Annotated in this window: 16 protein-coding genes, 4 tRNA genes and 1 pseudogene; 8 read left to right on the forward strand and 13 right to left on the reverse strand. The window is 45.9% G+C overall.

What is annotated here, in order from left to right:
* Positions 1-10: 10 nt before the first annotated feature.
* The 5 genes from MSG93_RS06895 to MSG93_RS06915 form a co-directional block, all read right to left on the reverse strand.
* A complete protein-coding gene (locus MSG93_RS06895) occupies positions 11-2,143 on the reverse strand; it encodes a type IV pilus secretin PilQ family protein (protein ID WP_324621330.1) in 2,133 nt (710 codons plus the stop codon).
* A gap of 61 nt (positions 2,144-2,204) precedes the next feature.
* Positions 2,205-2,732 (reverse strand): pilus assembly protein PilP, encoded by a 528-nt coding sequence (locus MSG93_RS06900; protein WP_005227658.1) that lies wholly within the window; start codon positions 2,730-2,732, stop codon positions 2,205-2,207.
* A gap of 3 nt (positions 2,733-2,735) precedes the next feature.
* The gene (locus MSG93_RS06905) at positions 2,736-3,455 is read right to left on the reverse strand and encodes a type 4a pilus biogenesis protein PilO (RefSeq protein ID WP_005282679.1); all 720 of its coding nucleotides are present in this window, start codon (positions 3,453-3,455) and stop codon (positions 2,736-2,738) included.
* Positions 3,452-4,108 carry a PilN domain-containing protein gene (locus MSG93_RS06910; RefSeq protein WP_005282678.1) on the reverse strand — a complete coding sequence of 219 codons (657 nt, stop codon included), beginning with the start codon at positions 4,106-4,108 and terminating at the stop codon, positions 3,452-3,454. The genes MSG93_RS06905 and MSG93_RS06910 overlap by 4 nt, the downstream gene beginning before the upstream one ends.
* A complete protein-coding gene (locus MSG93_RS06915) occupies positions 4,108-5,166 on the reverse strand; it encodes a pilus assembly protein PilM (protein ID WP_005227665.1) in 1,059 nt (352 codons plus the stop codon). The genes MSG93_RS06910 and MSG93_RS06915 overlap by 1 nt, the downstream gene beginning before the upstream one ends.
* Positions 5,167-5,329: 163 nt before the next feature.
* Between MSG93_RS06915 and ponA the strand changes: the two genes are divergently transcribed.
* Positions 5,330-7,924, forward strand: a complete 2,595-nt coding sequence (gene ponA, locus MSG93_RS06920) for a penicillin-binding protein PBP1a (RefSeq protein WP_324621120.1) — start codon at positions 5,330-5,332, stop codon at positions 7,922-7,924.
* A 15-nt stretch (positions 7,925-7,939) separates the two neighbouring features.
* Here the strand turns inward: ponA and MSG93_RS06925 are convergent, their stop codons facing one another.
* The 8 genes and pseudogenes from MSG93_RS06925 to MSG93_RS06960 form a co-directional block, all read right to left on the reverse strand.
* On the reverse strand, positions 7,940-8,758 hold the full coding sequence (locus MSG93_RS06925; protein WP_324621122.1) for a putative RNA methyltransferase: 819 nt from the start codon (positions 8,756-8,758) through the stop codon (positions 7,940-7,942).
* A gap of 59 nt (positions 8,759-8,817) precedes the next feature.
* Positions 8,818-9,936, reverse strand: coding sequence for a phospho-N-acetylmuramoyl-pentapeptide-transferase (gene mraY, locus MSG93_RS06930; protein ID WP_005227668.1), 1,119 nt, complete (start codon positions 9,934-9,936; stop codon positions 8,818-8,820).
* Positions 9,937-11,334 carry a UDP-N-acetylmuramoyl-tripeptide--D-alanyl-D-alanine ligase gene (locus MSG93_RS06935; RefSeq protein ID WP_324621123.1) on the reverse strand — a complete coding sequence of 466 codons (1,398 nt, stop codon included), beginning with the start codon at positions 11,332-11,334 and terminating at the stop codon, positions 9,937-9,939.
* 25 nt (positions 11,335-11,359) lie between these two features.
* The gene (locus MSG93_RS06940; RefSeq protein ID WP_324621124.1) at positions 11,360-12,859 is read right to left on the reverse strand and encodes a UDP-N-acetylmuramoyl-L-alanyl-D-glutamate--2,6-diaminopimelate ligase; all 1,500 of its coding nucleotides are present in this window, start codon (positions 12,857-12,859) and stop codon (positions 11,360-11,362) included.
* 3 nt (positions 12,860-12,862) lie between these two features.
* Positions 12,863-14,696 (reverse strand): annotated as a pseudogene (gene ftsI, locus MSG93_RS06945) (penicillin-binding protein PBP3).
* 10 nt (positions 14,697-14,706) lie between these two features.
* Positions 14,707-15,045, reverse strand: coding sequence for a cell division protein FtsL (gene ftsL / locus MSG93_RS06950; protein ID WP_005227681.1), 339 nt, complete (start codon positions 15,043-15,045; stop codon positions 14,707-14,709).
* A gap of 2 nt (positions 15,046-15,047) precedes the next feature.
* Entirely contained in the window at positions 15,048-15,968 is a 921-nt protein-coding gene (rsmH, locus tag MSG93_RS06955; RefSeq protein ID WP_324621126.1) for a 16S rRNA (cytosine(1402)-N(4))-methyltransferase RsmH, read from the reverse strand.
* A 197-nt stretch (positions 15,969-16,165) separates the two neighbouring features.
* Positions 16,166-17,161 (reverse strand): sulfate ABC transporter substrate-binding protein, encoded by a 996-nt coding sequence (locus tag MSG93_RS06960; RefSeq protein WP_324621127.1) that lies wholly within the window; start codon positions 17,159-17,161, stop codon positions 16,166-16,168.
* 404 nt (positions 17,162-17,565) lie between these two features.
* Here MSG93_RS06960 and MSG93_RS06965 point away from each other — a divergent pair, with 404 nt between their 5' ends.
* From MSG93_RS06965 to MSG93_RS06995, 7 genes are all read left to right on the forward strand, one after another.
* Positions 17,566-17,871 (forward strand): hypothetical protein, encoded by a 306-nt coding sequence (locus MSG93_RS06965; protein WP_005227687.1) that lies wholly within the window; start codon positions 17,566-17,568, stop codon positions 17,869-17,871.
* Between the two features lie 104 nt (positions 17,872-17,975).
* The gene (gltX, locus tag MSG93_RS06970) at positions 17,976-19,484 is read left to right on the forward strand and encodes a glutamate--tRNA ligase (protein ID WP_324621128.1); all 1,509 of its coding nucleotides are present in this window, start codon (positions 17,976-17,978) and stop codon (positions 19,482-19,484) included.
* 58 nt (positions 19,485-19,542) lie between these two features.
* Positions 19,543-19,618: transfer RNA gene (locus tag MSG93_RS06975), tRNA-Ala, on the forward strand.
* Between the two features lie 62 nt (positions 19,619-19,680).
* Positions 19,681-19,756 (forward strand) — tRNA-Glu (locus MSG93_RS06980).
* A gap of 111 nt (positions 19,757-19,867) precedes the next feature.
* Complete coding sequence (locus MSG93_RS06985) at positions 19,868-21,274, forward strand: amino acid permease (protein ID WP_005227689.1); 1,407 nt, start codon at positions 19,868-19,870, stop codon at positions 21,272-21,274.
* 210 nt (positions 21,275-21,484) lie between these two features.
* A tRNA-Glu gene (locus MSG93_RS06990) sits at positions 21,485-21,560 on the forward strand.
* A 97-nt stretch (positions 21,561-21,657) separates the two neighbouring features.
* Positions 21,658-21,733, forward strand: a tRNA-Glu gene (locus tag MSG93_RS06995).
* Position 21,734 lies beyond the last annotated feature (1 nt).

Raw genomic sequence — 21,734 nt, forward strand, 5'->3', positions numbered from 1 at the left:
TGAAAATATATTAATGATTTCTGGTCAAAGTGTCATTAACAATTCTCGGCGTAATAAAAATAAGCAGCTCACGTTTATTGTCTGTTTTCAGGTCACGACGGAATAAACGCCCGACATAAGGCAAGTCACCGAGAAACGGTACTTTGACCTGAGAACTGATATTTTCCTGCTCAAAAATACCGCCGAGCACCACGGTTTCACCATTATCGACCAGTACATTGGTATCAATCTGGTTTTTATTGATGGTGAGCTGGCCTGTCGGTGTCGGGGTGCTTTGCGAGTCTTTAGTAATGTTCAGTTTCATCATCACCTTACCATCAGGAGTAATGCTTGGCGTTACATCCAGACTCAAGGTCGCGTCAATAAATTCTGTTTTAGGCACCGCATTCGCACCGCCACCCGTTGATGAGGTATACGGAATTTTCTTACCTGATTCAATTTTTGCCGCCTGCTTGTCTGCTGTCATGACTTTCGGTGTCGAGATCACTTCACCATAACCATCAGCCTGTACTGCTGAAAGTTCCAAGTCCAGCATAAAGTCAGAAAGACTGATCAAGCCAAAGGCAATACGGCTTGCCCCAGGGGTAACAGCACCCAAGTCGACATTCAGGTTATCAGGGCGTTCGATATCGTATTTCCAGCCACCTGTGTCACTATCTTTTTTGGGATCGCGTAGATTCCATAAAGTCTTATCGCTACCACCGACTAACAGATCATTATTATTGGTAATCCCCTGCGACAGGATGCCCCATTTCACCCCCATCTCTTTGGTAAAATCGGTACTGGCGCTGACAATACGTGCTTCAATCATCACCTGTTTCACCGATACATCCAGCAGATCAACCATCTTACGGATCTGGTCAATCTTTTGTGAAGTATCATTCACAATTAGGGTATTGGTCCGCGGATCAATCGAGATGGTTCCCCGTGGACTTAACAGGCCACCCGCCAAGGTGTCATTACTGATAGAATTAGAAGAATTACCGTTGTTGGTATTGGCATTTTTGCCTTGAGTAATCAGCTTTTCAATATCGGCTGCTTTTGCATAGCTTAAGGTAATATATTCGGTTTGCAGCGGCGCCAGTTTCACGCTTTGCGCCTGCGCTTTGGCTTCTTCTTCCTCTGCCTTAATCAATTCTGAAACTGGTGCAATCCAGATCACATTGCCATTACGACGTTTGTCCAGATTCTTGGTTTTCAGAACAATATCCAAAGCCTGATCCCATGGCACATCTTTAAGACGTAAGGTGATATTCCCCTGTACGGTATCTGCGGCGACCATATTGATACCGGTAAAGTCAGCCAGTAACTGCAAGACACGCCGTACTTCAATATCCTGGAAATCTAAAGAAATCTTATTGCCGGTATAGGTTTGGGTCTTGGCCTTGGTTGGTGACTTGTCTTCAGGACGCTTTAAACTGATGGTCAGTTTATTCTCTGCCTGATAGGCCATATATTCATAGCTGCCAGCAGACTGAATCGTCACCACGCCATTGCCTTTATCGTTATAGGCATCGATACTGGCAACAGGTGTTGCAAAGTCATTGGTATTTAAACGACGCGCCAAATGAGTCGGGATTTTATTGCCCATGGTCCGCACAACAATCTTACTGCCTTGCTGTTGCACATCGACCGGCGTGTTATTGCCAAGCAAATCAATTACTACCAGACCTTCACCCTGATTGCCACGCTGGAAACCAATATTGGAAATCCCTTGTTGAACCTGACGAACAGCAGCGACCGGCGTTGCCATAGCAGGTTTGGCTGAATTGATTTTCAGTACAAAAGTATTGCCTTCAACACGGGTGGTAAAGGCTCCTGCATCTTTTAAATTTACAATCACACGGGAACGCTGATCATCAGCCGCGACTTCCACAGAGCTTGCTTCATTGGTAGATACAGGAATAGAGGTCTGTTTTAAACTCTGTTGCGCCTTATCAAAATCCAGAATCAAGCGGGCAGGCTGTTCCAGCTGATAGGCTTGTGGCTGCGGCGGTAACCCGTTAAACATGACACGGATCTCGGTCCCTTGTTCAGCCAAATTCATCGGCACAATGTTGGTCATGCTGACTTGTGCCGAAGCCACCTGCATCACTGCAAGTGTAATCGCAGCCATAGAAAATTGACGGAATGCATGATTCATGGTCTTCGCTTCCCCAAATAAAGAATCTTTAAACTGTTTTTTCATTGTTATTCCTTTAATCTTATGGTGCTGGTCCGATCAGAACGAGTGTTCGTGGTCTTTCCACATAACCTTCTCGTCCATCCGGTACGATTTCCACCAAATCTATCTGCGTCGGGCTAATTTTAATGATGCGCCCCTGATTCATCCCCAAATAACTCCCCACTTGTACGCGCTCGATTTGACCATCCGGCGTTTGAATCAAAGCAATAGTGGCATTGGTTCTACCACGCATACTGCCCTTCATATTTAAGGATTCGAGGGCATAACTTTCCAGTGGTTGCGGCTGACGGTTGAAGTTCGGATATACACGTTTACCGGCCATAATCTTTAACTCGGCCGCCAAGGAGCTTGGCATAAACGGGCTTTTCAGCTGATGTGCCGAATAGTTAAATAAAGGTACAGGCGTAAATACCGGTGCAGGCTCAATCGGTAAAGGCGGCTGATTGCGAATTTCAGCCATCTTTTGGTTGACTGCATCAATACGCGAATCACATCCAACCAGCCCCAATCCAAGCAACAAGCTCAGCAGTAATTTATAATTATTCATGGCTTATTTTCCTCCTGCAGCAGGTGGATTATTTGTCGCTGCCGCAGCGGCATTGGCCTGATCATCCGCACCTACATAGCGGTAGGTTTTGGCTTTCACGGTATAATTCACCACCGGAATATCTGACTTTTTCTGGGTATCTTCTTTTGCTTCTACGGTAAAGTCATGCAAGGTAACAATACGAGGCAAAGCCGCAATACCGGTAACGAATGCACCAAAGGCATGGTAGTCACCAGTTGCATCAATACTGATCGGCTGCTCAATAAAGAACTCTTGCTTGACTTCATTTTCCAGACGGATATTTTTAAATTTCAGGCCCGAATTCACTCCGGTCAGGTTAATGTCTTCAACCAGACTTGGAATTTCTGTTTCTTTTGGCAGTTGCTCTAATTGTTGATTAAAGTTCGCTTCCATTTCTTGCAGCTGCGCTTGATATTGCTGCAAATTACGCAGCTTGGAATCTTTTTCTTTAAACTCGTTGAGTAGACTCTGCTCTTTCGCCTGTTCATTTTCAATAGATTCAAGCTGAGATTTAATCACCACAAAATAACCCAGCGCCAGCACAGCTAAAAATACAAATATCCAGCAGGTAATTTTGACGGATAAAGGCCAACTACCGTAATTGTTCATATCCAGTGTATTAAATTGCTGGAAGAACTGCTCGACCGTCATTTTCTTTTTCTTCACCGCAACGCTGTCTTGATTCAATTCATCTTGGTTCATTTCGCGGCCCCCACTGCTACTGCCCCTGATGCTGCCTGTTCTGATGCGGGTGCAGCTTCAGCCGTTGTACCAATCTCACCCAAATCGACAGTGACAATAAAACTGCCATAATTTTCCTCAACCCGAGGAATCAGCGAACTTGCTGCTTTATCTTTGTTTTTATTTTCATCCACTGCCAGGAATGAATTCATGAAAGCATTGCGATACCATGGCGAAGCTTCCAGATTACGCAACAGCTCAGCCACGGTATTCGGGCTTTCTGCTTTCCCTTCAATCGTAAATTTATCACCGGTGCGTGTGAACTTGGTTAAGTACATGGTCGGTGGTGTGACCCGGACCAGCTCATCCACCAGACGCACGGTAACCGGACGCTGTCCTTGTAAACCCTGAATCAGCTTCATACGCTCGATAATCGCGTTACGGCGTTCTTGCAAGCCATCCAGTGCTTTCAGTTGAGTATCCAGATTCTGGTTGGTACTCACAATCAGCTGATTAGCTTGTTCCTGATCACTGAGTTTATGATCAAAATACATCCAGCCTGAAAAGACCGAAGCAACCCCTAATGCAGCAACCCCAACACAAAAAGCGACAAACTGTTTCTTTCGTTGTTCTCTTAGCTCATCACGCCAAGGGAGTAAGTTAATCTTTGCCATTAATCAAAACTCCTCATTGCCAAACCGCATGCCACCATTAATGAAGAGGCATCATTTTCAATTTTTTTAATATCAATTTGGGGAGAAAAACCCATTTGTAAAAATGGATTGGCAATGGTCACCCGGTAACCGAGCTTTTGTTGTAACAGCTTGGCCAGACCAGGAATATTGGCATTCCCGCCAGCAAGCAGAATATGATCAATCTCATTGAACTGAGAAGATGAAAAAAAGAACTGCAGTGAACGTGCCGCTTGCTGAACAACGGCATCAAGGAAAGGCTCAAGCACCTCGGTATCATAATCGTCTGGCAGGGTTCTTTCTTTTTTGGCACGACCGGCTTCTTCAAAAGACAAGCCATAGCGACTTTGGACATCTTGAGTCAGTTGACGGCCGCCAAACACTTGCTCACGGGTATAGATAATTTTGCCTTTCTGCATTACAGACAACGTGGTCATGGTATGCCCGATATCCAGAATACCCACGGTATTGGCACCCATCGGCAAGGTATCGGCAAAGACACTGAAAGCACGCTCCATGGCGTAACTTTCCACTTCTGCAATTTTCGCGGTGAGGCCAGCCAGCTCCAGCACTTCGACGCGGGTGTCTACATTTTCTGTCCGTGTTGCCACGAGCAGGACGTTTACCCGGTTTGGATTGGCCAAACGATCCGGTAAAACTTCAAAATCCAGACTCACTTCATCTAATGGGAACGGAATGTATTGCTCAGCGTCCATACGGATCTGAACTTCACGTTCTTCATCCGACATGTCAGCATCCATTTCTATGATCTTGTTAATGACCATAGACGTAGGCACTGCAATTGCAACATTGGTGGTGTGAGGATTGGCAAGGTTCACCACTCTCTCTAACGCATCCCCCACCGCCTCTGGGTTCAGAATGCTTTTTTCCACTACACTGTTTTCAGGTAATGGCATCACCGCATAACTTTCAACCCAATATCTACCGTTCTTTACAGAGAGCTCCAATAACTTAACAGTTGTCGAACTAATATCGACACCCACTAACCCCTTATTTGGTTTACGATATAACCTGAGCACAGTACTTTCCTATTTATTTTTTTATCCCCAAAAATACAACATACTAATTTTGTTTTGGTCTTTAATTGATACGGATACAATAACTCATCTAACAATCCGCATGTCTAAAGGATATACTGACCACAATTAGTTTGCCATTCGCTCTTATTAAAACTTACTTATTATGAAAAAGCTATCCAGTTCTGGTATTGTTCGCCCATTTTTTTTGATCATTATTATTATCTTAGTCTCACTTCCAATGGGATTTTATGGCATGTATCTCTATCTCGCGCCATCATTGCCAGATATGAGTTCATTAAAAAAAGCGCCTTTATTAAAACCATTGCAGGTCTATACGGCTGATAATAAGTTGATTGCGGAATACGGCGGAAAACTCTCCATTCCTGTTAAGTATGAACAGATTCCTCCAACCTTCATTCATGGTTTCCTTGCAGCAGAAGACTCTTCATTTTTTGAGCATAACGGCATCAGTTTTAAAGGCTTGGGGCGAGCTTTAACTGAATCTGTTACGGGCTCGGATGTGCAGACTGGCGGCTCAACCATTACCATGCAGGTTGCGAAAAACTATTATTTAAGTCCGGACCGTACGCTTAGACGTAAACTGACGGAAGTGTTTCTGGCACGAAAAATCGAACAGAACTTGACCAAGCAGGAAATCTTGACGGCCTATGTCAATAAAATTTTCCTGGGTAAAAATGCCTATGGTATCGCTGCGGCGGCTCGTATCTATTACAACAAAAACCTGAATGAGCTGACCACCGCACAAATGGCCATGATTGCAGGCTTACCAAAAGCGCCGTCAAAATATAATCCGGTGGTGAATCCAGACCGTGCGCTCGAGCGCCGTAACTGGATTTTGGGCCGTATGCTACAACTGGGTTATCTCAACCAGAACCAATATCAGCAAGCTGTTGCCGAGCCGATCAATCTCAACATGGTAGATCGCTCTGTCAGTAACGTTTTTCCCTATGTCGGGGAAATGGTCCGTTCCGAATTAGTTGAGCATTTTGGCGAACAGGCGATTGATTCGGGCTATAAGGTTTATACCACCATTGACAGCAACCGCCAGCGCTATGCAGAACAGGCGATTCAAAACGGACTGGAAGCCTATGACCGTCGTCATGGCTGGCGCGGTCCAGAAGCACATGACAAACCGTTAAAACAGTTCATGGCCTATGCCAACACCTACCCTGCGCAAGTCACCAAAGTGAATAATAATTCCTTTGAAGCCTTGATGCAGGATGGTTCAACCGTAACCGTGAACTGGTCAGGCATGTCTTGGGTACGTCCATATCGCAATGCCAATAGCGTCGGTGGTGCGCCATCCAATGCTTCGCAGATTGTTAAAGTTAAAGATATTGTGCGTCTACGTCCAAATGAAGGCAAAACGGTATGGGCTTTGACTCAAGTACCTAAAGTACAGGGCCAGCTCATTGCCATTAATCCGAATGACGGTGCAATTGAAGCGGTTGTAGGTGGCTATAACTTCTATCAATCAAAATTTAACCGTGCCTTACAGGGTTGGAGACAACCTGGTTCGACCATTAAGCCTTTCGTGTATGCATTGGCTTTAGAACGTGGTATGACGCCATACAGCATGGTCAACGACAGTCCGATCACCATTGGTAAATGGTCACCAAGAAACGCCGATGGTCGTTATCTTGGTATGATTCCGTTACGCCGTGCACTGTATTTGTCACGAAATTCGGTTTCTGTGCGTTTATTACAAAATGTCGGCATCGAGCGTGCCCGCCAACTGTTTATGGATTTTGGTTTACAAGATGACCAGATTCCACGTAACTACACCATTGCCTTAGGTACGCCACAGGTATTACCGATCCAGATGGCAACCGGTTATGCGACCTTTGCCAATGGCGGTTACCGTATCCAGCCACACTTTATCACCCGTATTGAAGATGCGTATGGCAAAGTGATTTATGAAGCCAAGCCTGAATATGCATGTATTCCATGTATTGCCACGGCAAATAACAGTGCGAAGCAAGCAACGGCGGATGCAAGCAAAAAAGATGACGTCAAAGAAATTACCAATGAGACACTGGATGATGTCAATGCGGCATCTGATGTTGAACGGACTGCTGCCGATACTGCACAGACCAGCAAACCAAATGGTGACTACCGTCAGGCGCAACGCATCCTGAAATCAAGCTCGGCCTATGATATGGCCAACATTCTTCGTGATGTAATCCAGCACGGTACTGGACGTGCAGCGATGAAAATCGGCCGTGATGATCTGGGCGGTAAAACAGGGACCACCAATGATGCCAAAGATGCCTGGTTTGCAGGCTTTAACGGCAAGTTAGTTGCTGTGGCCTGGGTGGGCTTTGACCAGCCGCGCACTCTGGGTCGTCGTGAGTATGGTGGGGTTGCTGCGCTTCCGATCTGGACCAACTTCATGGGTCAGTCTTTAAAAGACACACCATCAGCCTGGGTACGTCTGGATAAAGACGCCAAAGATCCGATTTCGCGCGATAAGTTACAGATCCAGCAAAGCGAAGACAAAAAAGAATATCGTGCTTCGCCACCGCTGGCTCGTCCAATGTATCGCCCGGCACCACCAGCGCCAACGCGTTCAACCGAAAATGACTTTTCTGACTTGCCTGGCACCACAGCACCAAGCGTCGGTGAGGAACGTCCAATCACGCCTGCGAAGAAGCAGCCACCAGCAATGGGCTCAAACAATCCGGCACCTCAAAAAGAGCGTGACGGAATTGAGAATCTGATTAATCAGATTCAATAAGAAAAAAATAAGCCATCAAATTGATGGCTTGTTTTTTTTCTGGAACAGATAAATCTGGAAGGCTGCCGTTGCTGCGAATTGTGGCGACTGCTCCAGCAGTTTGCGTCGTTCAGGATTGGCCTTATAAGCATAGGGTGTCATGGCGATCAGGTTTTTTAAAGCCTGCTGATCCAGCGACATGACACTCTCCACCACCTGTTCCTGTTTGAGCTCAAACTGCGCCTCAAGCTGCTCCACAAACTTCTGTGGTTCATGCAGGTTCACCTGCTCAAACAAGGCAGCACGCAAATCATATAAATGACGTGGCGCAGGCGTGACTACAATCAGATATCCATCCTGTTGTAGCACCCGCATGATTTCATCTTGAGGAATTGGACTAAACAGACTGGTGCATAGATCAATGCAATGGTCCTGAACAGGCAAGGTAGCCCCCGTTCCCACCACCCAAGTCACTTTTGCATTCAGCTTGGCTGCTCGCTGTACCGCCGTCTTGGCAATATCCACCCCAATACATTGCTTGGTCTGCGCCTGCATGGCACTGGTGTAGTAGCCCTCACCACACCCAATGTCCAGTACCGCTTCAGGTTGAAGCTGTTGCAGTATCTCGACCACCGCCTGCTGTAAAGGCTGGTAAAAACCGGCTTGCAGAAACTCACGGCGCGCCAGTACCGATTCAGGTGTATCACCCGGTGACTTGCTGTGTTTATGTTGCACCACATGTAAATTGACATAGCCCTGTTTTGCGACATCATAGTGATGTCCTTGTTTACAACGCCATGAGTTCTCTACCAAATTCAATGATTGGCGACAAACAGGACACATCAATAAACTCATCTATTTTCTCCAAACATAAAAAAAGCTGGTCAATACCAGCTTCTTTCTTGAATCTTGGTTTAACGTAATTTTAAGGTCATTAAGCCTAACACGACCAGGAAAATCGTGATAATCCAGAAACGGATGACCACTTGGGTTTCTTTCCAGCCCTGTTTTTCATAATGGTGATGCAGAGGCGCCATCAAGAACACACGTTTGTTACGCATACGCAATGAACCGATCTGCAAGAATACCGAAATGGCTTCCATTACAAAGACACCGCCCATAATCGCAAAGACGATTTCCTGACGCACCATCACCGCGATGGTACCAAGCATCGCTCCGAGTGCCAACGCACCGACATCACCCATGAAGACTTGTGCCGGATGTGCATTGTACCAGAGGAAGGCCAGACCGGCACCGACCATTGCCGAACAGATCACCACCAGCTCAGAGGTATATTTGACATAAGGAATATGCAGATATTCGGCGAAACGGATATCCCCCGATAAATAAGCAAATACGCCTAGGCCAGCCGCAACCATCACGATCGGCATGATTGCCAAACCGTCTAAGCCATCGGTCAGGTTTACTGCATTCGATGCGCCGTTAATCACCAGATAAGTAAAGACAATAAATGCCAAACCTAAAGGGAATACTGACAACGGAATTGAAAGATTCTTAAAGAAAGGAATCAGCAAGTCCAGCATATTCGCGGTATGCACTGCGCTATCTTGCTGTTTTGCAATCACATATAAGGCAATACCGGCTCCTAGAGACGCCACCGAAGTCCAGAAAAACTTCTTGCGCGCAGGTAAGCCCGCATTGTCTTTATAACGGACCTTAATCCAGTCATCAGCCCAGCCCACTGCACCAAACACCACCATCACGCCAAGCACGATCCAGACGTAAGGATTGGATAAATCCGCCCACAATAAGGTACTGATCCCGATAGAGAGTAAAATCAGGATCCCGCCCATGGTTGGGGTTCCCATTTTTTTGGCATGGTTTTCTGGCGCAAAAGAGCTGACTGCCTGACCATACTTGAGTGCCTGTAATTTACGAATCATGACCGGGCCTAAGGCCAGACCAATCGTCAGGGCAGTCAGTAAGCTCAACAAAGAGCGCAATGTTAAATAACGAACAACCTGAAACGAACTGTTATAGTCCGCCAATTGTTCAAATAACCATAACAACATTTAAATTTTCTCCATCAAGTCAGCCATCAACGTTTCCATATGGGTATAACGAGACCCTTTGAACAGGAAACTCATTGACTGGGGTTGATGTGTTTGGACTAAATTAATTAAAAACGGTAAGGCTTCTGCCTGTGTTGCAAAGGCATGTAGCTTTGCTGAATGAGATGAACCTTGTTGCGCTGCTTCAGCGAATTCACCGACGACAACCAGATGCTCTAATGGTAACGATGCCAAGTCTCGGCCGAGATCATGATGCTCTTGCCAGCTACTGTCACCCAGCTCACCAATATCGCCCATCACCATGACTTTTAAGCCCTGCTGCTGCAAGAGCACCTGTGCTGCTGCACGCATCGAGGTCGGGTTGGCATTATAGGTGTCATCAATAAACAGGTGATTGTGCTGCTGAATAAAGTTCAGACGACCTTTGGCACCTTGTGCTTGCTCCAAGCCCTGCACAATATCATCCAGTGCAATACCCAGTGCTAAAGCAAAAGCGGCAGCAGCAGTGGCATTCTGTACATTGTGCGCGCCAGCAAATGGCAAATTTACCGCACGAACACCTTGCGGCGTATGCAAGTTAAACTGTGCCGATTGAGGATGAAGCTGAATCTCTGTCGCAAAAATATCACCGCCTTCACCAAAGCTCAGCGTCGGATGGGGCTGGGCATTTTCACGAATAGTAACTGCATAATCATCTTGTGCAGGAACAATGGCGGTGCCTTGCGGCAAAATATGCGCATAGATTTCCGATTTAGCGCGGCAAATCCCTTCGCGTCCACCGAACTCACCCAAATGTGCCGTACCGATATTCAAAATGCCGGCGACATGTGGCTGTACCAAATTCGAGGTGTAATCAATTTCACCTTGATGACTGGCACCCAGCTCCATCACCGCATATTGATGTTCCGGACGTAGTTCCAGCAACATCATCGGCACACCCAAATCATTATTCAGGTTGCCACGGGTAATCAGGGTCGGTGCTAAACGCGATAAAATACTGCCCAACATTTCTTTGGTGGTGGTTTTACCACTACTGCCCGTTAAGGCAATCACTTTCAACTGTTGGTTTTGCTGACGGCGATAGGCTCCAAGGTGTCCTAATGCCAAGCGTGTATCTTTTACGACGAGCTGTACAATATCAGCCTCGACAGGATGCTCTACGATGGCAATCTGACAACCTTGTGCAGCGACTTGCGCGACAAAGTCATGTGCATCAAAACGCTCGCCCTTTAATGCAAGAAATGCATCATCAGCCTCGGCATGACGTGAATCAGTCAAAATACGCTTAATGTTACCCTGCGGAATATTCTGCTGATACCACTCCCCTTGAGTAGCTTGTTGTAATTGTTCTGCTGTCCACGCTTCTAATGGAACAGTACTGGTTGTTGAGGTATGCATGGTTTTTTATTTACCTTTTTTCACACTATTGCACAGGATAAGCAGAATCTAGCGAATGCGGTTGCGCAGCAATGGCAGACTGCACTTCAACCACATCATCAAACCAATGACGCACGCCATCGATTTCCTGATAGTTTTCATGGCCTTTACCCGCAATCACCACGATATCTCCGGCTTGGGCTTGCGCTACGGCAAATTTAATTGCTTCACGGCGATCATGAATTTCATGTATGACGTGTGCACTAAAATCAATGCCCTGCTTCATATCGGCAAAAATCTGTTCAGGATTTTCAGTGCGTGGATTATCCGAGGTCAGCATGACCGGATTGGCATGATCAAGCGCGGCCTGCGTCATGAGTGGACGCTTGCCACGGTCACGATCGCCACCGCAACCAAATACCGCCCACAACTGCCCAGTGACATGACGTTTTAATGTGGTCAATACCTGAATCAAGGCATCCGGTGTGTGGGCATAATCCACCACAAATAGACGCTCGGCATCCTGAATCACCTGCATACGGCCAGGGGCACCTTTTAGTTGCGGCACAAACTGCACAATATCTGCCAGTGCGAAACCTGCATATTCGGCTGCAATCAGGCTCGCCAATAAGTTTTCAACATTAAAATGTCCCAGCAGTGGGCTGTGTACTGCATAAGCACCGGTTGGGCTGATCAGGGTAAAACTTGCCCCGCTTAAACGATACTGCAGATCAGCAATATGATAGTCGGCAGAGGTTTGCGTCAAAGAATAGGTAAGGATTTTAGGTTGCGATGGATTGGTTCGTGCTGCATCCAACATAAGCTGTGCATGTGCATCATCCAGATTAATCACAACAGCTTTTAAAGTCGTAAATTTGAACAGTAAGGCTTTTGCTTCAGCATAGGCCTCAAGCGTACCGTGGTAATCCAGATGGTCACGGCTTAAATTACTATACACCGCAATTTCAAGCTCACAACCGTTGAGGCGGCCTTGCTCCAGACCATGTGAACTGGCTTCCAGGGCGACAAAATGCGCACCCTGTTTGGCATAATCATGCAGTGCATGTTGCAATTGCAAGGCATCTAAAGTGGTATGTGTAGATGGGGTTAAGTTGGGTAAAATCCCGTTACCGGTGGTGCCCATCACCGCACAGCCTTGACCTTGCGAGCTAATCAGCTCGGCAATCAGACGAGAAATGGTGGTTTTACCATTGGTACCCGTCACCGCAATACCGCGTAATGACGCTACCGGATCGACTGCCTGCAAATATTGCTTTTGCCATTCGCCCATGTGATAGCGAACCTCAGGACACACCCACTCATTGGCAAAGCCTAAAGCCGTTTCACTAATGATCGCCAATGCCCCAGCATCTAAGGCATTCTGGGCAAACTGGCGTGTTTTTTCTGGCTGGCTATAACTGCTCAGGGCAATAAAAATCTGCCCCTTTTCAATCTTACGACTATCCAGAGAAAAACCCTGAAAAGGTTGGGTAGACCAAGCCGCATCAATACTGATCGGATGTATCTGTTGAAAACTAATCGACATAATCTACCTACGGATTGGATTTTATAGAAGTATCAAGTGGTTTATCTAAAGGTACGTTGAGGAGACGTAATGATTCCTGCATGATGCGTGCAAACACAGGGGCAGCGACCAGACCACCGTAATAACGACCTTGCGGGTTTTCAACCACCACAATGATCGCCAGACGCGGATCACTGATCGGCGCAACCCCTGCAAACAAGGCACGGTATTCACTGTTGGAGTAGCCTTTACGGTCTGCACGCAGTTTATGTGCAGTCCCTGTTTTACCCCCGACACGGTAACCCGGAATTACGGCCTGCTTGGCAGTACCGCCCGGCATGGTGACTTGCTCCAGCATGGTGAGGACCTGATCGGCAATTTTAGGTGCCAGCACTTGTGTGCCTTCAGGTGCCTTATCCAGTTTGCGTAAACTCAATGGCATTTGCACGCCATGGTTCGCCAGCATGGCATAGCCTTGTGCCACCTGTAAAATGGTCGCATTCAGACCATAACCATAGGCCATGGTTCCCAGTTGTGAAGGATTCAGCTTGTTACCGGAATAGAGCAGACCCGCACTTTCACCCGGGAATTTGACCGCAGAACGTTGCCCAAAACCAGCACGTCTAAAGAAAGAAGGAACCGTATCTTTAGGCAGCGACAAGGCAATCTTGGCTGAACCGACGTTTGACGACTTAATAATCACGCCAGACACCGTCAAGGCACCGTAGTTATGCGTATCACGGATGGTATGCCAGCCTAAACGCATCGAACCTGGTGAGGTATTGACAATAGTCGACGGTGTATATTTACCACTTTCCAAGGCTGCGGCCACGGTAAACGGCTTCATGGTCGAGCCTGGCTCGAACATGTCAATCGCACCACGGTTACGCATGGCATCTTTGTTGCTGAGACCGTTTTTGTCATTCGGGTTATAAGACGGCCAACTGGTCATCGCCAGAATTTCACCGGTTTTGACATCAACCGCAATTGCGGTGGCAGAGCGGGCATTATTGGCCACACCTGCTGCGGTCAGTTCGCGATACATAATGTATTGCAAACGCGAGTCGATACTCAGGGTAATATTTTCGCCTGATTCGACTTCTTTAATCACTTCAGAAACTTTAAGACGGTTACCTTTTTTATCCCGAATGATTTTTTGCTCACCATCCACACCCGACAACTGTTTGTTCAGCTGCATTTCCAGACCTTCGATGCCCACCCCTTCACTATTGGTCAGGCCGATAATCTGTGCATTAGGCTGAGGTTGCGGATAGTAACGCTTATAGCTCTTCTCGGCATAAACGCCCTGAAAATTACGTTTGGTAATCAGGTCAGCCTGCTGGGGTGGAATTTCTTTTTGTAGTACCAGATAACGTGAACGAGGGCGTGCCTGCATCTGTTTCTTTAAATCTGCACGATCAACACCAACCGCATCGGCCAGTTCATCCAGATTCAGGTTTTTATCGGGCAATTGGCGTTTTAATTTACGGTTATTCGGGTCTTTCTTTAACTCGGCCGTGATTTCATCAAACTGCTGTTTGGTTTCCCAGTAATCTCGTGGGTCGATCACGATTTTCATGATCGGGGTACTAATCGCCAACGGCACGCCATGACGATCACTGATCACGCCACGCATCGCTTCAAGACGTTCGGTACGCAAGATATTGGCATTGGCCTTATTTTGTAAAAAGTCCTTATTGACCACTTGCACATAGAAGGCGCGTGCGACCAAGACCACAAAGCAAAGCAGCACCGTGCCCCACAGCAAATAAAATCGCCACATGTCCAAAGCAAGTGTTGGTCTTTCTGAAATCGACTGCTGTTTTTTTCGTATTGGTTTGCTTCTTTTATCTGCCATACAGCATGCCTTATTTATCTTGCTTTGAAGTCATAGGTAAAGAAATCACTACAGTTTGCGTAGCGGGTGGCGAGAACATACGCAGCTGGGTCACGGCCCGAGAACCGATCTGTGCTGTGGCACCAAAGGTTTGCTGCTCGATCAGTAAACGGCCCCACTCTGCATTCAGATCATCGCGTTCACGCATGTAGGCGCTTAAGTCACGATAATCATGACGATATTCAAAGACCTGAAACACCACCATCATTGCACTGGTAAAGACCAATGCAACGAGTACAGCATATACAACGACTTTTTTCAGTCCCTTTTTGCTGCTTGGTAAAACGTCGTCGTCATTCTTGTTGTTCATTGTTAGCCTTTTTGCTCTAAACGCTCCGCCACACGTAGCCATGCACTACGCGAGCGAGGATTTGCTTTTACTTCTGCTTCACTCGCACGAATACGAGAAACTTTCTTTAAACGTCGAGTATCAACCTGCGCTTGAGGTATGCCCCAACCTGAATCTTCGGCCAGACTCGATTCTTTTTGAATAAATTGCTTGATCAGACGATCTTCCAAAGAGTGGAAGCTAATCACCGCCAGCTGCGCCGTTGGTTTTAACAAGGCAACCGCTTGCGGCAAGAATGTCTCGATATCATCGAGTTCTTTATTGATGGCAATCCGGATGGCCTGAAAAGTCCGTGTGGCCGGATGCTTATGCTTTTCCCATTTTGGATGTGCTGTTTTAACCACTTCTGCCAGTTGAGCTGTTGTTGTCATTTCGCCTGCCAGTTTAATGGCTTTGGCAATACGGCGGCTATAACGTTCTTCACCATATTGGTAAATAATGTTTGCAAGTTTTTCTTCTTCAATATCAAGCAGCCATTCTGCCGCAGTTGGGCCTTGCGAATTATCCATACGCATATCCAGTGGCCCGTTTTGCATAAAACTGAAACCACGTTCTGCCTGGTCGAGCTGTGGTGATGACACGCCCAAGTCAGCCATAATGCCATCAACTTCGGTAATGCCAATCTTGGCAAGCTCAGCCTGCAGATCGGCAAAGCTGGCATGAATAATTTTAAACCGCGGATCCTCTTGTTCTAATTGTGCTGCAACTTCAAGCGCTTGAGGATCTTTATCAAAGGCATAGACGCGCGCATTCTGATCAAGTTTTGACAATAAAAGCTTGGTATGCCCCCCACGACCAAAGGTCGCATCGACAAAAATACCAGTATCGCGACCTGCCAATACGCCATCAACGGTTTCATGAAGTAAGACAGAAATATGCGACATAAGAATTGAATCAACAGCTGAAAATGTAACTGCACATTATCACCTTGTTTTACGCCAGCACCAAACGACTTTTTGTAGAGAATTCTTAACTTTTCATAGATAAAACCGTTTTCTTGTCATTTTTCATGCAATAAAAAAGCAAACACCTTCGGTATTTGCTTTTCAATCTTTTATGTTGATCTGAATGAAGACCAAATTTATGGTTTTTCCGCATAAATCTGTTCAAAAACCGCACCATTTACAAAATGGGTTTTTTGCGCTTTTGCCCAGCCGCCAAACACGTCATTTATATTGAATAATTTGATCTTGGGAAATTGTTTGGCATATTTGGCTGCCACCTGAGGATTACGTGGACGGAAATAATGTTTTGCTGCCAGTTCCTGACCGAGCGGCGAATAAAGAAAGTTTAAATAGCCACGTGCCAATTGACGGTTACCATTCTTATCTACCGTTTTATCCACGATTGCCACTGAAGGCTCCGCCAGAATTGAAATTGAAGGATAGATGATGTCAAACTTATCTTTGCCTAAACCCTGCGTTGCCAATAAGGCTTCGTTCTCCCAGGACAGCAATACATCACCAATGCCACGCTCAGCAAAGGTGGTCAGGGAACCGCGTGCACCAGAGTCCAGGACTTTGACATTCTGATAAAGCTTTTTCACCAGCTCACGGGCTTTGGCATCATTTCCACCCGGCTGTTTCAAGGCATAGCCCCAAGCCGATAAGTAGATCCAGCGCGGCGCCCCACCGGTTTTTGGATTTGGCGTAATGATCTCCACCCCGTCTTTGGTCAGATCATTCCAGTCGCGAATATTTTTAGGATTACCTTTACGTACCAGAAAAACCACGGTCGACGTATAGGGTGCAGAATTATCCTTAAACTGTTTTTGCCAGTCTTTACGGATTAAACCGGCATTGGCAATTTCATCAATGTCATTTGCCAGAGCCAAAGTCACCACATCGGCTTGCAAGCCATCAATCACAGAACGTGCCTGTTTACCCGAGCCGCCATGAGACTGTTTGAAATCAACCTCCTGACCGGTTCGTTGTTTCCAGTATTGACCAAAGGCCTGATTATATTCCTGATAAAATTCCCGAGTCGGGTCATAAGACACGTTTAAAAATGTCGTCGCGGCTTGCGCCACCCCATTTAAGCCCAGCGCCAATAATGCTGCTGCAATTACTGTTTTCATTGTTTATTGATCCAGCCCACCCCATTTGTAATCACTATATTTATTTAAAAATAATTTACAATCATGCAGTTATATCAATAAATTTATTGCTTTTCAGTTTTTAAGCTAAGGTAGCAATGGATAGTCTGGATAAAAAGTAGCCAAAACAACATCTGGAAGCAAAAATGAGAAAAATTATCATTCTCCACTTTTTCTACACATTTGCTTGCTAAATTGCGCGTGTATACAAAGTAGCCAGAATGCTATAATTCTAGAGAAGGATGTGTTGAATTTTAAGATTTTTGTAAAAAGTGTGACTTAGTTCTACTTTTTTATTAAGATTTATGTTTAAATCGTATTATTAAAGCAATAGTATAGTAGTTTGGTAGTCTTATAGACTCAAATTCAAGAGGGGAATGTTAGCGATGCCAACATTAAAATTGAAGAAAACAGTATATATAAGTTTATTTTTGCTATGTTCTGTTCAAGCTGGACATGCAGCTGCAATTAAAGAAAGCAATAACATAAAAACGCTTGATAAATCTTCTTCAAGCTTGATCGTCAAAGCACTGGATCAGCAAAAACGCAATACCAGCATGCTACCGTCAACAGATGACGAGCTAAAAATGTTAAATACCATTCGCACTACACCAACCCAGACTTTTTTTGCCAGTCAACATGAGCGTTTTTCACGTTTCGTTCAAACCATATTCCAGCCGCATAGCTCATAATTTTTAAATATGTGCCCCTCACATGTTTAAATGAAGCCTAGTCCTGTTGTGACTAGGCTTTTTCGTTATAATAGTTTCAATTTTAATTTAACTTCCGATCATTTATGAAAGTCCGTACCCGTATTGCTCCTTCTCCGACAGGATTTCCGCATGTAGGCACCGCCTATATCGCGTTGTTTAATTTATGTTTTGCCAAGCAACATGGCGGTGAATTCATTTTACGTATTGAAGATACCGACCAGCTTCGCTCTACACCAGAATCTGAAAAAATGATTCTGGATTCTTTGCGCTGGCTGGGTCTGAACTGGTCTGAAGGCCCGGATGTGGGTGGTCCACATACGCCTTACCGCCAGTCAGAACGGATGGGTATTTATAAGCAATATGCGCTTGAGCTGGTTGAAAAAGGCCATGCATTTTATTGTTTCGCAACAGCAGAAGAATTAGATCAAATGCGTGCAGAACAACAGGCACGTGGTGAAACACCAAAATATGATGGTCGCGGTTTAAAACTCTCACCAGAAGAAGTACAACGTCGTCTTGCAGCAGGCGAACCTCATGTTATCCGGATGAAAGTACCGGAAGAAGGCATTTGTAAAATCAATGACTTACTCCGTGGTGAAGTTGAAATTCCATGGGCACAAGTGGACATGCAAGTCCTGCTAAAAACCGATGGTTTGCCAACCTATCACCTTGCGAACGTGGTAGATGACCATTTAATGGAAATCACCCATGTATTACGTGGTGAAGAATGGTTGCCTTCTGCACCCAAACACCAGCTGCTTTATCAATATTTCGGTTGGGACATGCCAACATTGTGCCATATGCCGTTGTTGCGTAATCCGGACAAATCCAAACTGTCTAAACGTAAAAACCCAACCTCAATCAACTACTATCGTGACATCGGCGTCTTGCCAGAAGCCTTGCTGAACTATCTGGGTCGCATGGGCTGGTCAATGCCGGATGAACGTGAAATCTTTACCTTAAAAGACATGATTGAGAATTTTGACGTGCAACGTGTTTCTCTTGGTGGTCCGATCTTTGATGTTGAAAAACTCAACTGGCTTAACGGTCAGTGGATTAAAGGCCTGACACCGGGACAACTGCTAGACCGTTTACTGGCATGGAAGAGCGACCGTCAAACCCTTGAAGATATTGCGGCTGCAATTCAACCGCGTATTAACTTACTCTCTGAGGCAGTGAACTGGGCAGGTTTCTATTTCAACCATATGCCACAAATCAGCAAAGAACAGTTCGAAAGCAAAAAACTGAGCGAAGAACAGGTTCGTCAAAGTTTACAGTTTGCCATCTGGCGTTTAGAAAGCCAGTTCAGTTGGAACAATGACACCGTCAGTCAGACCCTGATGGATCTGGCCAACCAGATGGAAGTCAAACTGCGTGACTTCATGCCGGCCTTCTTTATTGCCATTGCCGGATCAACCAGTTCAACCCCAGTGATGCAGGCTATGGTTACCCTTGGACCTGATTTGACCTTTGCCCGCTTACGTCATGCCCTGGAAATTGTGGGTGCGCCGAGCAAGAAAGAACTGAAAGTCTGGGAAAAATTGAATGAATCCCTAAAATTGCCGAAAAATGATGCAAATAGTGAGACTTAATTCAGTTTAATGATTGACGTGTGAGCGCATTCCCCCTAATATTGCGCTCACACATTCTGGGGTCATAGCTCAGTTGGTAGAGCGCTACAATGGCATTGTAGAGGTCAGCAGTTCGATCCTGCTTGGCTCCACCACCGTTTCCGAATAGGAAGCGTGAAGCACAGTTATGCTCAAATCTTTGTGTGTTGCCTCATCTGTCCCTATCGTCTAGAGGCCTAGGACATCGCCCTTTCACGGCGGTAACCGGGGTTCGAATCCCCGTAGGGACGCCATATTCTGTCTGATAATAATTATATTTTTCTTACAATCTTGCCTCAAGCAGATTGCACATTTTCGAATTTTCCATAAAATAGCCGCTTCTCTATGCTTGGACAAATTGTCGTATGCAATCTTCCAACTCAAATGCGAATACAGAACCCAAAACGCTAAAGCGTGCCATGAGCACCCGCCATTTAGTCATGCTTTCTTTAGGCGGCGCAATTGGTACCGGCCTGTTTTTAGGTTCTGGTGAAGTTATCGCGCAAACTGGACCGATTGGTGCAATTATTGCCTATATTCTCGGCGGTCTGATTGCCTATATGGTCATGCTCTGTCTAGGTGAACTTGCAGTACATATGCCTGTTGCTGGATCTTTTGGTGCATACGCTCGAAAATATATTGGTCCAGGCACAGGTTACATGATTTCCTGGGTGTACTGGCTCACCTGGACTGCGACCTTAGGGACCGAGTTCACCGCTGCTGCCCTGCTGATGCAGGAATGGTTTCCCCATATTTCCATGTGGATCTGGACCATTATCTTTGCCGTTACCATTCTGGGTCTGAATTTAACCTCAACCCGTATGTTTGCCGAATCTGAATTCTGGCTAGCGCTGGTCAAAGTGGTGACCGTAATTGCCTTTATCATTCTAGGCTTGATGGCTATTTTTGGTCTGATCCCGTTCCATGGTTATGAATCGGCACCGCTATTTCATAACCTGACCGCCCATGGCTGGTTCCCACAAGGCTTAATTCCCATCTTCACCACCATGCTGATCGTGAACTTCGCTTTCTCGGGCACCGAGTTAATCGGTGTTGCCGCAGGTGAAACCAAAGATCCTGCTGAAAATGTACCCAAAGCCATCAATGCCGCGATCTGGCGTTTATTGATTTTCTTTGTCGGTACCATCATCGTGATTAGTGCACTGCTTCCTTTCCAGGTGGCAGGTTTAGGCGGTGAAGGCGTGAGTAGCAGTCCGTTCGTGACCGTGTTTAATTACATCGGTATTCCTTATGCCGACGATATTATCCGCTTCGTGATTATCACCGCCCTGCTTTCAGCGGCCAACTCAGGCCTGTATGCGGCATCACGTATGATGTGGTCTTTGTCCGATCAGCGTCAGCTACCCAGCGTTTTCTCTCGCTTGTCAAAGAGTGGTACGCCTATCATTGCACTGGTCGTCACCATGTTTGGTGCAATTCCAGGTTTGTTATCAGAACACTTTGCACCTGAGACCATTTTCAAGAATTTACTTGGGGTGGCTGCATTCACCATGGTGATCGTGTGGATGAGTATCTGCTGGAGTCAATTTAACTTCAGACGTCAATGGTACAAGGCCGGACATACTGCAAAAGATTTAAAATTTGCTGCGCCGCTTTACCCGATCGTCCCAATCTTGGGTTTTATCTTCTGTTTGATTACAGGGTTAAGTATGGCAGCCGATCCGGAAATGCAAGCAGGTTTTATTGGTTGCTTGCTGTTTATTGCCGCATGTTATGTGAGCCATTACATTTTCTATCGTCATCGCCAATAATTTGTTCCATAAAAAATGCAGCTTAAGCTGCATTTTTTATATCTGGAGCAAAACCCTTTTTTTATATTTTTGAGCTTAACTGCTTATTTTTGATTATTTATTCCTCGATATGTTTTATTTTTAAACACTTGTTTGGTTTTTTTAATTTTTCTTGAGAAAAGTGTTTGACACCCCACCCGATTCACCCTAATATACGCCCACCTCTGAAACGTCCCTATCGTCTAGAGGCCTAGGACATCGCCCTTTCACGGCGGTAACCGGGGTTCGAATCCCCGTAGGGACGCCACTAAATTCGAGGAAAGGCAAAGATGAATCATCCTTGCTGAGAATTTAGGCTTACACGCGATATGTTTCATATTCTGTAAGTAAATCTCCTCCGATAAGTCCCTATCGTCTAGAGGCCTAGGACATCGCCCTTTCACGGCGGTAACCGGGGTTCGAATCCCCGTAGGGACGCCAA

Source organism: Acinetobacter sp. IK40 (genome assembly GCF_035615075.1).
Lineage (GTDB): Bacteria > Pseudomonadota > Gammaproteobacteria > Pseudomonadales > Moraxellaceae > Acinetobacter > Acinetobacter courvalinii.

Bases quoted from the DNA above. Each gene is read 5' to 3' on its own strand.
- MSG93_RS06895 (WP_324621330.1), bottom strand. From the start codon at position 2,143: ATGAATCATGCATTCCGTCAATTTTCTATGGCTGCGATTACACTTGCA.
- MSG93_RS06900 (WP_005227658.1), bottom strand. From the start codon at position 2,732: ATGAATAATTATAAATTACTGCTGAGCTTGTTGCTTGGATTGGGGCTG.
- MSG93_RS06905 (WP_005282679.1), bottom strand. From the start codon at position 3,455: ATGAACCAAGATGAATTGAATCAAGACAGCGTTGCGGTGAAGAAAAAG.
- MSG93_RS06910 (WP_005282678.1), bottom strand. From the start codon at position 4,108: ATGGCAAAGATTAACTTACTCCCTTGGCGTGATGAGCTAAGAGAACAA.
- ponA (WP_324621120.1), top strand. From the start codon at position 5,330: ATGAAAAAGCTATCCAGTTCTGGTATTGTTCGCCCATTTTTTTTGATC.
- MSG93_RS06925 (WP_324621122.1), bottom strand. From the start codon at position 8,758: ATGAGTTTATTGATGTGTCCTGTTTGTCGCCAATCATTGAATTTGGTA.
- mraY (WP_005227668.1), bottom strand. From the start codon at position 9,936: ATGTTGTTATGGTTATTTGAACAATTGGCGGACTATAACAGTTCGTTT.
- MSG93_RS06935 (WP_324621123.1), bottom strand. From the start codon at position 11,334: ATGCATACCTCAACAACCAGTACTGTTCCATTAGAAGCGTGGACAGCA.
- MSG93_RS06940 (WP_324621124.1), bottom strand. From the start codon at position 12,859: ATGTCGATTAGTTTTCAACAGATACATCCGATCAGTATTGATGCGGCT.
- ftsL (WP_005227681.1), bottom strand. From the start codon at position 15,045: ATGAACAACAAGAATGACGACGACGTTTTACCAAGCAGCAAAAAGGGA.
- rsmH (WP_324621126.1), bottom strand. From the start codon at position 15,968: ATGTCGCATATTTCTGTCTTACTTCATGAAACCGTTGATGGCGTATTG.
- MSG93_RS06960 (WP_324621127.1), bottom strand. From the start codon at position 17,161: ATGAAAACAGTAATTGCAGCAGCATTATTGGCGCTGGGCTTAAATGGG.
- MSG93_RS06965 (WP_005227687.1), top strand. From the start codon at position 17,566: ATGCCAACATTAAAATTGAAGAAAACAGTATATATAAGTTTATTTTTG.
- gltX (WP_324621128.1), top strand. From the start codon at position 17,976: ATGAAAGTCCGTACCCGTATTGCTCCTTCTCCGACAGGATTTCCGCAT.
- MSG93_RS06985 (WP_005227689.1), top strand. From the start codon at position 19,868: ATGCAATCTTCCAACTCAAATGCGAATACAGAACCCAAAACGCTAAAG.